At 71.2% G+C, this 11,902-nt stretch carries 14 protein-coding genes; 8 read left to right on the forward strand and 6 right to left on the reverse strand.

Features of this window, described 5'->3' with window-relative positions:
• Positions 1–37: 37 nt before the first annotated feature.
• From ACZ63J_RS41125 to ACZ63J_RS41135, 3 genes are read right to left on the reverse strand one after another with little or no spacing between them, the layout of a single operon-like run.
• Positions 38–1,426: a GntP family permease gene (locus ACZ63J_RS41125; protein WP_465405624.1), complete on the reverse strand. Its 1,389-nt coding sequence runs from the start codon at positions 1,424–1,426 to the stop codon at positions 38–40.
• Positions 1,423–3,018, reverse strand: a complete 1,596-nt coding sequence (locus ACZ63J_RS41130) for an N-acyl-D-amino-acid deacylase family protein (protein WP_465405626.1) — start codon at positions 3,016–3,018, stop codon at positions 1,423–1,425. The genes ACZ63J_RS41125 and ACZ63J_RS41130 overlap by 4 nt, the downstream gene beginning before the upstream one ends.
• Positions 3,018–4,325, reverse strand: a complete 1,308-nt coding sequence (locus ACZ63J_RS41135; protein WP_465405628.1) for an amino acid deaminase — start codon at positions 4,323–4,325, stop codon at positions 3,018–3,020. Before ACZ63J_RS41135 ends, ACZ63J_RS41130 begins: the two co-directional genes overlap by 1 nt.
• A gap of 113 nt (positions 4,326–4,438) precedes the next feature.
• On the opposite strand from ACZ63J_RS41135, the gene ACZ63J_RS41140 reads away from it, so the two are divergent.
• Genes ACZ63J_RS41140 through ACZ63J_RS41150 form a run of 3 tightly spaced genes read left to right on the forward strand, consistent with a single transcriptional unit; the run spans position 4,439 to position 6,551 of the window.
• Positions 4,439–5,413, forward strand: coding sequence for a sugar kinase (locus ACZ63J_RS41140; protein ID WP_465405630.1), 975 nt, complete (start codon positions 4,439–4,441; stop codon positions 5,411–5,413).
• Positions 5,410–6,168, forward strand: a complete 759-nt coding sequence (locus tag ACZ63J_RS41145; RefSeq protein WP_465405631.1) for an IclR family transcriptional regulator — start codon at positions 5,410–5,412, stop codon at positions 6,166–6,168. The genes ACZ63J_RS41140 and ACZ63J_RS41145 overlap by 4 nt, the downstream gene beginning before the upstream one ends.
• On the forward strand, positions 6,168–6,551 hold the full coding sequence (locus tag ACZ63J_RS41150) for a RidA family protein (RefSeq protein WP_465335473.1): 384 nt from the start codon (positions 6,168–6,170) through the stop codon (positions 6,549–6,551). The genes ACZ63J_RS41145 and ACZ63J_RS41150 overlap by 1 nt, the downstream gene beginning before the upstream one ends.
• A 36-nt stretch (positions 6,552–6,587) precedes the next feature.
• Here ACZ63J_RS41150 and ACZ63J_RS41155 read toward each other — a convergent pair whose 3' ends face one another.
• Genes ACZ63J_RS41155 through ACZ63J_RS41165 form a run of 3 tightly spaced genes read right to left on the reverse strand, consistent with a single transcriptional unit; the run spans position 6,588 to position 8,632 of the window.
• Positions 6,588–7,583, reverse strand: coding sequence for a 1-aminocyclopropane-1-carboxylate deaminase (locus tag ACZ63J_RS41155; RefSeq protein WP_465405633.1), 996 nt, complete (start codon positions 7,581–7,583; stop codon positions 6,588–6,590).
• Positions 7,580–8,215 carry a GntR family transcriptional regulator gene (locus ACZ63J_RS41160; RefSeq protein WP_465310179.1) on the reverse strand — a complete coding sequence of 212 codons (636 nt, stop codon included), beginning with the start codon at positions 8,213–8,215 and terminating at the stop codon, positions 7,580–7,582. Before ACZ63J_RS41160 ends, ACZ63J_RS41155 begins: the two co-directional genes overlap by 4 nt.
• Positions 8,216–8,272: 57 nt before the next feature.
• A complete protein-coding gene (locus ACZ63J_RS41165) occupies positions 8,273–8,632 on the reverse strand; it encodes a DUF1844 domain-containing protein (RefSeq protein WP_323337907.1) in 360 nt (119 codons plus the stop codon).
• 203 nt (positions 8,633–8,835) lie between these two features.
• On the opposite strand from ACZ63J_RS41165, the gene infC reads away from it, so the two are divergent.
• The 5 genes from infC (at position 8,836) to ACZ63J_RS41190 (ending at position 11,854) form a co-directional block, all read left to right on the forward strand.
• Entirely contained in the window at positions 8,836–9,456 is a 621-nt protein-coding gene (gene infC / locus ACZ63J_RS41170; protein ID WP_086856944.1) for a translation initiation factor IF-3, read from the forward strand.
• 66 nt (positions 9,457–9,522) lie between these two features.
• Positions 9,523–9,717: a 50S ribosomal protein L35 gene (gene rpmI / locus ACZ63J_RS41175; protein WP_220241959.1), complete on the forward strand. Its 195-nt coding sequence runs from the start codon at positions 9,523–9,525 to the stop codon at positions 9,715–9,717.
• A gap of 67 nt (positions 9,718–9,784) precedes the next feature.
• Positions 9,785–10,159 carry a 50S ribosomal protein L20 gene (rplT, locus tag ACZ63J_RS41180; RefSeq protein WP_086672344.1) on the forward strand — a complete coding sequence of 125 codons (375 nt, stop codon included), beginning with the start codon at positions 9,785–9,787 and terminating at the stop codon, positions 10,157–10,159.
• A 23-nt stretch (positions 10,160–10,182) separates the two neighbouring features.
• Positions 10,183–10,971, forward strand: a complete 789-nt coding sequence (locus ACZ63J_RS41185) for a TrmH family RNA methyltransferase (protein ID WP_465405635.1) — start codon at positions 10,183–10,185, stop codon at positions 10,969–10,971.
• A 49-nt stretch (positions 10,972–11,020) separates the two neighbouring features.
• On the forward strand, positions 11,021–11,854 hold the full coding sequence (locus tag ACZ63J_RS41190) for a DUF6159 family protein (protein ID WP_465405637.1): 834 nt from the start codon (positions 11,021–11,023) through the stop codon (positions 11,852–11,854).
• The last annotated feature ends 48 nt before the right edge of the window (positions 11,855–11,902 follow it).

Raw genomic sequence — 11,902 nt, forward strand, 5'->3', positions numbered from 1 at the left:
CCCAACGGTTCGGGCGGCGGCTTCCCTCCAGTATGGTCTAGACCACGGCCATGAGCAATGCCGAAACCCCGAATCCCGAAAGGGAAAGCACGGTTTCCAGCGCCGTCCAGGACTTCAGCGTCTGCACCACGCTCAGGTTGAAGTACCGCGAAACGATCCAGAAACCACCGTCGTTGACGTGCGAGGCGATGATCGACCCGGCGGAGATCGCCATGACGAGCAGGGCCAGCTGCACCTGCGAATACCCGAGCTGCGCCACGGTCGGGGCGATGATCCCGCTCGTGGTCACGATCGCGACCGTCGCCGAGCCCTGCGCGATCCGCATGCCGCAGCTGATCACGTACGCCGCGAGCAGCACCGGCAGCCCGGCGTTGTGCAGCGAGTCGGCGACGGCCTTGCCGATGCCGGTGGCCGAAAGCACCGCGCCGAAGAACGCGCCCGCACCGACGACCAGCAGGATCATCGCGACCGGCCGCAGCGACTTCGCGGCCAGCTCGTTGAGGTCCTTGCCGGTGAACCCGCGCCGCAGCCCGAGCAGCCAGGACGCGAGCAGCACGGCGACCGTGAGCGCGACCGCCGGCGTGCCGATGAACGCGGCGACCCCCGACAGCTTGGACCCCTTCGGCAGCCAGATGCTGCCGAACGTGCCGGCGAGGATCAGCACCAGCGGCACCGCGATGATCGAGCCGACCAGCGCCAGCGACGGCACGTCCGCCTCTTCTTCGCCTTCCTCCTCGGCGACGATCATCTCCTGGGGCACGTCGACGTTGATGCGCTTGCCGATCCAGGTCGCGTACAGCACGCCGCCGACGAGGAACGCCGGGACACCGCAGGCCAGGCCCATCAGGATGATCCAGCCGAGCTCGACGTGCAGCAGGCCGGCCGCGGCCACCGGGCCGGGGTGCGGCGGCAGGAAGGCGTGCGTGATCGACAGGCCCGCGAGCAGCGGCATCGCGTAGAGCACCAGCGAGCGGCCACCCTGCTTCGCCGCGACGTACACGAGCGGGGCCAGCACGAAGATGCCGATGTCGAAGAAGACCGGGATGCCGAAGATGAACCCGGCGACACCCATGGCCAGCGGCGCCCGCTTCTCCCCGAACCCGCGCAGCAGCGCGCCGGTGAGCACCTTCGCGCCGCCGGAGCGTTCCAGGATCGACCCGAGCAGCGTGCCCAGGCCGATGATCGCCGTGATGTGCCCGAGGATGCTGCCGAACCCCTTTTCCAGCAGGGAGTCCGACGACTTCTGCGCGGTGCCGACGATCGTGCCGACCGGCAGGCCCGCCGCCAGCGCCGTCAGCAGGCCCACGACGATCAGCGCGATGAACGGCTCGATCTTGAGCTTGACGATCAGCAGCAGCAGGACGGCGATCGAGACGGCGGCGAGCGTCAGCAGGCCGCCCGTGGTGGTTTGCAGCCAGTGGATCATCGGGCTCTCCCGGGATTGCGCAGGGAACGGCCGGCGAGGGCGCCGGTGGGACGGCCGTCGTCGAGGGCGGCGACGCCGTTGACGAAGACGTGCGTGATGCCCGCGGCGGCCTGCCGCGGGTCGTCGAAGGTGGCGGTGTCGGTGACCGCGTCCGGGTCGAACAGCACCAGGTCCGCGGCGTAGCCGGCGCGGACGAGCCCGCGGTCGGTCAGCCGCAGCCGCCGTGCGGCCCGCCCGGTGAGGTGGGCGACGCATTCGGCGAGGTCCAGCACGCCCAGTTCGCGGACGTACCGGGCGAGGTAACGCGGGAACGTGCCCCAGGCGCGCGGGTGCGGCCGGGCGCCGACGAGCAGGCCGTCGCTGCCGCCGGTGTGCGTGCGGTGGCGCATGATCGCCTGGACGTTCTCCTCGTGCCCGACGTGCATCAGGCACGACGTGCCGAGCTTTTCGTCCAGGAGCGTGTCGAAGTACAGTGCCGCCGGTTCGAGGCCGGCGGCGCGCGCCGAACCGGCGACACTGTGCCCCACCAGGTGGGCGTTGTGGTCGTTGCGGACACCGTTGATTTCGATGGCGTCCCAGTCGATCGGGACGCCGTGGGCGCCGTCCGAACCGGACTCTTCGATCTCCGCGCGGATCCGCTCGCGTTCGTCCACATCGGACAGCCGGGCGAGCGTGGCGTCGAGCCCGCCTTCGGTGGCCCAGCTGGGCAGCAGCGCGGACAGGTAGGTTGCGCCCGGGAGGTAAGGGTAGGTGTCGAGGGAGACGTCGCAGCCGTCGTCGAGCGCGTCGTCGAGCAGCTTGAGCAGGGCGGGCGCTTTCCCCTTGTTGACCGAGAAGTTCATCGTGGCGTGCGCCAGGTGTAGCGGGCAGCCCGAGCGCCGGGAGACGTCGATCATCTCGGCGAACGCCTCCAGCGCGCCCTTGCCGTAGCTGCGGTGGTGCGGGCTGTAGAACCCGCCGCCCTCGCCGACGACGCGGCACAGCTCGACCAGCTCGCTGGTTTCGGCGTACATGCCCGGGGTGTAGGTGAGCCCGGACGACATGCCCATCGCGCCCTCGGCCAGGCCGGTCGCGACGAGCTCCTTCATGCGGTTCAGCTCGGCCTCGGTCGCCGGCCGGTCGTCCCAGCCGACCGCGAGCATCCGGACCGTGCCCTGCGGCACGAGGTAGGCGGCGTTGACCGCGATGCCCCGGTCGAGCCGGTCGAGGTACTCACCGACCGAGCGCCAGTTCCAGTCGAAGCCGGCCGGGTCGTCGTTCCAGCCCGCGAGCTGCTGCCGCAGCGCTTCGAGGACGGTGTCGTCGACCGGGGCGTAGGACAGCCCGTCCTGGCCGAGCACCTCGGTCGTGACCCCCTGGGTGATCTTGGCCGGGTGGTCCGGGTTGGCCAGCAGCTGCAGGTCGGAGTGCGAGTGCATGTCGATGAACCCGGGCGCGAGCACCAGGCCGTCGGCGTCGATGTTGCGCTTCCCGGCCAGCGAACCGGCCTCGGCGACACTCGCGATCTTCTCACCGGTGATGCCGACGTCGTGGCGCGTGAGCGCGTCCCCGGTGCCGTCGGCGACCAGCGCGCCGCGCAGGACGACGTCCATCAGAACCACGTCCGGACGAGGCCGGCGACGGTTTCGCCGTCCGCGGCCGTCACCGGCAGCAGCGGCCACTTGTCGAACACCGTGCACGGGTGGGAAAGCCCGAGGCCGATCCAGTCGCCCACCTCGACCGGCGAGCCCGGGGGCAACGTCAGGAAGGCGTGCTGGTCGTTCATCTTCGCGACGACGTGGCCTTCGAGCGGCTCGGCGGGGCCGCTGGGGGTCCGTCGCAGCTGCGGTTCGGGCATGCCCTCGTCGAAGGACGCGTCCCGCTTGCCGAGGGTCAGCAGGGCCAGCTCGTCCGACGGCTTCGACGTCACCTGCGCCCAGGCCCGCAGCGCCGGCCGGAACGACTCGACGCCGGTGATGCGCGGGTGGTCGCCGAGCGGGGAGATCTCGCGGTAGAAGCCATCGTCGTGGGTCACGTACGCGCCGCTGCGCAGGACCGGGAGCACGTCGAGGCCGTCCGGCCACGGCTTCGTCAGCTCGTTGGCGACCTGGTCGAAGTACGCGCTGCCGCCGGCGGTGACGATGATCTGGCCTTCGAGGAGTCCCTTGTCCGCGAAGGTGATCGCGAGGTCTCGCAGACCGTCCACATAGGAGCTGATCTTCGCGAGCGCGGCTTCGTCGGTGTCGTGGGAGAGCGCGCCTTCGTACCCGCCCGTGCCGCGCAGCCGCAGCACCGGGCTGGCGTGGACCGCTTCCGCGACGGCCAGCGCGGTCGCGGTGTCGCGCACCCCGGTGCGGCCGCCGTCGGCGCCCAGCTCGAGTAGGACGTCGACGGGCCGCTCGGTGCCTTCGAGCGCTTCGGTCATCAGCTCGACACCACGCACGGAGTCGACCCAGCAGACGAACTCGAACGCCGGGTCGGCGGCCAGCTCGGCGGCCAGCCACTTCAGCCCGCTCGGGTCGAGCAGCTGGTTGGCCAGCAGGATCCGGGACACGCCGAACGCGCGGTAGATCCGGAGGTGGCCGGCGTTCGCGCAGGTGATGCCCCACGCGCCGTGCTCGATCTGGCGCGCGAACAGCTGCGGTGCCATGGTCGTCTTGCCGTGCGGGGCGAGCACCACACCCCGGGCGGCGCACCACGCGGCCATCGTCCGCAGGTTGTGCTCGAGCGCTTCTTCGTCGAGGACGACGAAGGGGGCGAAGAAGCCGTCGGTGAAGAGGTTGAGCCGGCGGTCCGCGGCTTCGGCGAGCGTGAGGCCGGTCAGCGCGGGCGCGGCCGAGCGGAACCGCCAGTCGATCCGCTCCTCCTGGAGGGCGGCGAGCGCGGCGGGGTTGATCGAGCAGGCGGCGGGTGTGTTCATCGGCGGCGACCTCTGTTGCGTATGTTGCAACGACTGTTGCGCATTTTGAGTGCCATAGGTGTAGCATCCGGGTCGGCACAGGTCAACGGGGTGCAGGACAGGGGAGACGGAAAGTGACAAGCGGGCCCGAAGTGCTCTGTGTCGGCGAGACGATGGCGCTGTTCGTGCCCGCCGAACCCGGCCCGCCGGACGAGGTGCGGCAGTGGACGCGCACGATCGGCGGCGCCGAGTCGAACGTGGCCTGCCACCTGCCGGCGCTGGGTGTGCCGAGCGGCTGGGTGAGCGCGGTCGGCGACGACCCGTTCGGCCGCGCGATGCTGCGGGAGATCGCCGCCGCCGGGGTCGACGTCGGCGCGTGTTACGTCGACCCGGCCCGCCCGACCGGGCTCTACGTCAAGGAAAGCGGCGCCGGCGGCAGCCCGGTGCGCTACTACCGGACCGGCTCGGCGGCGTCCGGCATGGGCCCGTCGCTGCTGGACCGGCTCGACCTCGACGGCGTCCGCGTGCTGCACCTGTCCGGCATCACGCCCGCGCTCTCGGACAGCTGCCTCGCGCTGGCGCGCGCGCTGCTGGACCTGCCCCGCGGCGACCGGCTGATCTCGTTCGACGTCAACCTGCGGCCGGCGCTCTGGGCCGGCCGCGACCCGCGGCTGCTCGCCGAGCTGGCCGGGCAGGCGGACATCGTGCTGACCGGTGACGACGAGGCGCAGCAGGTGTGGGGGACCGGCGACCCGGTTGCCCTGCGGGCGCTGCTGCCCGGCCCGCGCACCCTGGTCGTCAAGCACGGCGAACGCGGGGCGACCCTGGTCGAAGGCGAGCCGCTGTTCGCGCCCGCGCTGCGCGTCGACGTCGTCGAGCCGGTCGGCGCCGGGGACGCCTTCGCCGCCGGGTTCCTCGCCGCCACCCTGCGCGGCGCGGCGCCCCTGGAACGGCTGCGGCGAGGTCACCTGCAGGCCGCCGCGACCCTGCTCACCCACGACGACGTCGGGGTGCCGCTGCCGCACACCGTCGTGGATAGCCTCTTGCACGCGGACGCCGACGAGTGGGGTTCGGCGCGGCTGACCGGCGAAGGGGTGGTGCGGACGTGAGCCAGAGCCTGGACCGCGCGCTGACCCTGCTGAGCTCGATCGCCAAGGACGCCCGCACGCTCGACGACCTCGCCGACGAGATCGGCGTGCACAAGTCGACCGTGCTGCGGCTGCTGCGCACCCTCGAACAGCACCACTTCGTCCGCCGCGAAGGCACCCGCTACTACCGCCTCGGCAGCGCGATGTTCGACCTCGCCAACCAGGCCCTCGACTCGCTCGACGTCCGGCGCAGCTCCCAGCCGGCGCTGGCCGCGCTCAACGCGCGCACCGGGCACACCGTGCACCTGGCCAGCTACGAGGACGGCGAAGTCGTCTACATCGACAAGTACGAGGGCCGCCACTCGGTGCGGATGTACTCCCGCATCGGCAAGCGCGCGCCGCTGCACTGCACGGCGGTGGGGAAGGTCCTGGTCGCGGCCATGCCGGCGGCGCGGCGCGAGGAGATCGCGCGCTCGATCGACTACCCGGTGCTGACCCCGAACACGATCACCTCGGCCGAGGCCTACCTCGCCGAGCTGGAGCGGGTCTCCCAGAGCGGCTACGCCGTCGACAACGCCGAGCACGAGGACTTCATCCACTGCATCGCCGCGCCGGTGCGCGGGGCGGACGGCGAGGTGCTGGCCGCCGCGTCGATGTCGGTGCCGAAGGTGCTGCTCGACTACGAAGGCCTGCTGGCGCTGGTGCCCGAGCTGCGGGCCGCCACCACGGAAGCTTCCGTCCACAGTGGATGGACGGAGAACGGAAAGGGGCACTGATGAGCAAGACGGCAGTTTCCACCGAGAACGCGCCGAAGCCGCCGGCGAAGTTCTCGCAGGCCGTCCGCAAGGGGAACCTGCTGCAGGTCGCCGGTCAGGTCGGGTTCGACCCGGCCACGAACGAGATCGTCGGCGACGACGTCGTGGGCCAGACCCGGCAGACGTTCAAGAACATCGAAGCCGTGCTGGCTGAGGCGGGCTCGAGCCTCGCCGACGCGATCATGGTGCGGGTGTACCTGACCGACACCGCGCACTTCGCGCCGTTCAACGAGGTCTACGACGAGCTGATCGGCGACGCGCCGCACGCCGCGCGCACGACGGTGTACGTCGGCCTGCCGGGCGAGCTGCTCGTCGAGATCGACGTGCTCTGCGTGCTGGACTGAGGCTTTCCCCGGGGCCGGGCCACGGCCCCGGGGCGCTCAGCCGAGGACGCTCGTGTAGCCGTTCAGCGCGGGCTGCCCGCCGAGGTGCGCGTAGAGCACGGTCGAGTCGCGCGGGATCTCGCCGCTGGAGACCAGGTCGATCAGCGCCGCCATCGACTTGCCCTCGTACACCGGGTCGGTGATCATCGCCTCCAGCCGGGCGCAGGTCTCGATGGCCTCGATGGTGAGCTTGTCGGGGATGCCGTAGATCCCGGCGTGGTACCGGTCGTCCAGCTCGACCTCCGGGATCGGCCCGGCGCCGATCAGCTCGGCGGTGTTGCGCGCGATCCGCGTGATCTGGGCGCGGGTGGCGTCCGGCTTGGCCGAGGCGTCGATGCCGAGGATGCGCCGCGGGCGGCCGAGCGCCGCGCCCGCCACCATCCCCGCCTGCGTGCTGCCGGTGACCGAGCAGACGACCACGGTGTCGAAGAAGACGCCGAGCTCTTCCTCCTGCTTCTCGAGCTCGACGATCCAGTTCGCGAACCCGAGCCCGCCGAGCGGGTGGTCGGAGGCGCCGGCCGGGATGGCGTACGGCTTGCCTTCGCCCGCTTCGAGCTCGGCGACGGTGTCTTCCCAGGCCTTCTTGAAGCCGATGCTGAACCCCGCGTTGACGAGCCGGACGTCCGCGCCCAGTATCCGCGAGAGCTGGATGTTGCCGGCCTTCAGGTACAGCGGGTCGTGCCAGTCGACCCAGCTTTCCTGCACCAGCACCGCCTTCAGCCCGGCGCGCGCCGCGGCCGCCGCGACCTGCCGCGTGTGGTTGGACTGCACGCCGCCGATCGAGACGAGCGTGTCCGCGCCGCTCGCCAGCGCGTCGGCCACGAGGTACTCGAGCTTGCGGGTCTTGTTGCCCCCGAACGCGAGCCCGGAGTTCATGTCCTCGCGCTTGGCCCAGATCTTCGCGCCGCCGAGGTGCTCGGTGAGCCGCTCCAGCGGGTGCACCGGCGACGGGCCGATCAGCAGCGGGTAACGCGGGAAGTCGGCGATGGTCATCGGTCCTCCAGGAGGTCGGTCCAGATGGTCGAGATCACCGAGACGGCCGTGTCGGTGTCCTGTGCTTCGAGCGCGTCGATCAGCTTCGTGTGGCGCTCGACCGAGCTCCAGGCCAGCGCCGAGCCGAACCGCGCGTGCTCCAGGCGGCGCAGCAGCGGCGTGTAGCGGTCCAGGGTCGCGATCACGGCGGCGTTGCCGGCCAGCCGGACCGGGACGGCGTGCAGCTCGTCGTCCGCCGCCTCCGCGGCCACCGTGTCGCGGGCTTCGATCGCCGCGGCGAAACGCTCGTTGGCCGCGCGCATCACGGCGATGTCGGCGGGCCGGCAGCGGGCGACGGCCTGCCGGACCGCGAACTCGTGCAGCACCCGCACGATCTGCCGGGCGTCCTCGACGTCGGGGGAGAGCACGTCCGACACCCGGGTGTAGCTCTGCGGCTTCGACTCGACGAGCCCGTCGTCCGTCAGCCGGAGAAGAGCCTGCCGGACCGGCGCCCGCGAGAGCCCGAGCTGCTCGGCGAGGTCGGCGTCCCGCAGCGGGGCGCCGGGCGGCAGCGTGCCGTCGACGATCGCGTGCCGGATGCGTTCGTACGCCTCGTCGCGCAGCAGCGGGCGGGTGACCTTTGAGAGACTCACATCTAACATGTTAGTTGACCATCGGGTCGCCCGGCCAGGAGCCGGGCGAGTGAACCATCAATAAACGGGACCGGTGTACTTTTCACCGGGGCCCTGGCCGGGCGCGTCCGGCACGGCCGAGGCCTCGCGGAACGCCTTCTGGAGCGACTGCAGGCCGTCGCGCAACGGGCCGGCGTGCAGGCCCAGGTACTCGGCGGACGCCGTGACCAGCCCGGCGAGCGCGGTGATCAGACGACGAGCTTCGTCGAGGTCGCGGTGCGGCGACGTCTCCGGGTCGGCGTCGGCGAGACCGAGCCGTTCGGCGCCGGCCGACAGCAGCATCACGGCCGCGCGGCTGATCACCTCCACGCTGGGGATGTCCTCCAGGTGGCGGGCTTCGGGGGAATAGGGGGGCTGTTCGGAGGGTTGATCTGACACGTCTGGTACCCTTCCACGAGCGACCAGCCCCCGAGGAATCGGGGGCGGCAAGTGGAGCCCCGCTCCCACCCGCGTCACCGTACAGGTGTCCGGGTCCGGTCTCGCCCGGACTGCAAGTCCAGGGTGAAGCGCCCGGCCTCGCGGCCGGATGCGATCGGAAACAGAGTGGGCCCCGCGCACCGAACGGTGTCGGGGCCTTCGCTATGTGGGCACCAGGTCGAAACGAGAACAGGAAACATTCCTCGGACCAAGGAGGCCCCATCAGCTCCGAGACACGCATCAACGACCGAATCCGGGTGCCGGAGGTCCGACTCGTCGGCCCCGCCGGCGAACAGGTCGGCATCGTCCGGATCGAGGATGCGCTGCGCCTGGCGCAGGAGAACGATCTCGACCTCGTCGAGGTCGCGCCGCAGGCCCGCCCGCCGGTGTGCAAGCTCATGGACTTCGGCAAGTTCAAGTACGAGAGCGCGCAGAAGGCCCGTGAGTCGCGGCGCAACCAGCAGCTGACCGTCATCAAGGAACAGAAGCTGCGCCCGAAGATCGACCAGCACGACTACGAGACCAAGAAGGGTCACGTGTCGCGCTTCCTGGCGGCGGGCAACAAGGTCAAGGTCACGATCATGTTCCGCGGTCGCGAGCAGTCCCGGCCGGAGCTCGGCTACCGGCTGCTGCAGAAGCTCGCCGAAGACGTCACGGAGCTCGGCTTCGTCGAGTCGTCGGCCAAGCAGGACGGCCGCAACATGATCATGGTGCTGGCCCCGCACAAGAACGTGAAGCCGAAGGCGAAGGCCGAGGCGGCCCCCGAGCCGACCCCCGACGCGTAGGCGCCGACCAGCACAGTCAGCGGCTCACCGGTTCTCCGGTGAGCCGCCGCACGAAAGAGGACTGAAATGCCGAAGATGAAGACCCACAGCGGGACGTCCAAGCGGATCCGCGTCACGGGCACGGGCAAGCTGCGCCGTCAGAAGGCCGGCCGTCGGCACCTGATGGAGAAGAAGTCGAACCGCCTCACCCGCCGGCTCGAGGGCACCACCGAGCTGTCGAAGACCGAGGCCGGCCGCGTCAAGCGCCTGCTCGGCATCTGATCCCGCAGAACTTGCTGTAACCACCCGGGGCGTCCCCTTCGCCCCCTGAGATCGACAGGATGGACCCGTGGCACGCGTCAAGCGGGCGGTCAACGCCCAGAAGAAGCGTCGCGCAACTCTCGAACTGGCCAGCGGCTACCGCGGCCAGCGTTCGCGGCTGTACCGCAAGGCCAAGGAGCAGACGCTTCACTCGCTCAACTACGCCTACCGGGACCGCCGTGCCCGCAAGGGTGACTTCCGCCAGCTGTGGATCACCCGCATCAACGCGGCCGCCCGCGCGAACGGCGTGACCTACAACCGGTTCATCCAGGGCATCAAGGCCGCGGGTGTCGAGGTCGACCGCAAGATCCTCGCGGACCTCGCCGTCAACGACGCCGCCGCCTTCACCGCGCTGGCCGAGCTCGCCAAGGCCAACGTCAACACCGAAGCGAAGTCGGCCTGACCGGCAGTTTTCCCCGGCCCGGGGTGGATCCGTTCACCGAACGGACCCCCCGGGTCGTTGCTGCGCGCAAGCTGACGCGGCGCGCGGAGCGTGACAAGACCGGCCGGTTCCTGGCCGAGGGCGCGAACGCCGTCGAGGCGGCGCTCGAGTACGGCACGGTGCACGAGCTGTTCGTCACCGCCCGCGCGGCGGACCAGCACGCGGAGCTGGTCGAGGCCGCCCGCGCGGCCGGCGTCGCCGTCTCGCCGATCACCGACCGCGCCGCCGACGGGCTGTCGGAAACCGTGACACCCCAAGGCATCGTGGCCGTCTGCGCGCTGCTGGACCGGCCGCTCGAAGCGGCCGTGACGCCCGGCGCCCGGCTCGTGGTGGTGCTTGTGGACGTCGCCGACCCCGGCAACGCGGGCACCGTGATCCGGGTCGCCGACGCGGCGGGCGCCGACGCCGTGGTCCTGGCGGGCGACACCGTCGACCCGCACAACGGCAAGTGCGTCCGCGCGGCCGCCGGCAGCCTGTTCCACCTGCCCGTCACGCGGGTCCGCGACGTCCCGGCCGCGCTGACGGCGTGTTCGGCCGTCGGCCTCCGCACCCTCGCGGCCCACGGGTACGCCGACGCCGAACTCGATCGGGTGGATCTCACGACGCCGACCGCGTGGGTGTTCGGCAACGAGGCCCACGGCCTGCCGTCCGACGTCCTCGAGCGGACCGACCTCGCGGTCCGGATCCCCCTGTACGGCAAGGCGGAGAGCCTGAACCTCGCCACCGCCGCGGCCGTCTGCGTCTACACGAGCGCGATGGCGGCGCGCCGCTGACCGGCCGCTAAGCTGCCCGGTATCCACTGTGGTCACCTGGGGGGAAATCATGGGCAGGCTCGCCCTTTCGTTCAAGCTGTTCGCCGCCTCGTTCCGGGTGCTGCGCGCCCACAAGGGCCTGACGTGGTTCCCGGTGCTCGCCGGGATCGCCGGCCTGCTGGTCGCCGCGGCGTTCCTGACGCCGGCGTTCTTCACCGTCGACCTCGCGGGCGAGCACTTCCGGCCCAGCGTCGGCACGTACGTGCTGCTGGCGGCCTTCTACCTCGTCTCGGCCTTCGTCACGATCTTCTTCAACGCCGCGCTGATCTCCCAGGCCGACGTGGCCCTGCGCGGCGACGGCGGCATCCCGGGCGTCGGCGCGGGCCTGGCCGCGGCGGGCCGGCGCTGGCCGGTGCTGCTCGGCTGGGCCGGCCTCACCGCGACGGTCAGTGTCGTGCTGCGCACGATCGAGGAGCGGCTCGGCTTCCTCGGCAGCATCATCAGCGGCTTGGTCGGCCTGGCCTGGCGCGTCACGACGTTCCTGGTGCTGCCCGTCGTCATGCTGGAGGGCTCGGGCGTGAAGGTGAGCGTCAAGCGCTCGGTCGAGCTGTTCCGCCGCGCCTGGGGCGAGAACGTCGCCGGCACCGCGGGCATCGGCCTGGTCGGCTTCCTCCTCACCCTGGCCGGTTACGTCGTGCTCCTCGGGGCCGGTTTCCTGCTCGGCGGCACGGCCACCGTCTTCGTCGCGGTCGGGCTGGCGATCGTCTGGACCCTGCTGGTGGCGGTCTTCACCACGACTCTGTCCGGCATCTACCAGACGGCGCTGTACCGCTACGCCGCCGAAGGCGTGGTCCCCGGCGAATTCGCGTCCGTCGACTTCGCCGACGCGTTCCGCGAGCGCTGAGCGCGGTCCGGGGCGACCAAGGGCACGCCGACCGGATCCCATAGACTT

The organism is Amycolatopsis sp. NPDC104863 (assembly GCF_055582965.1).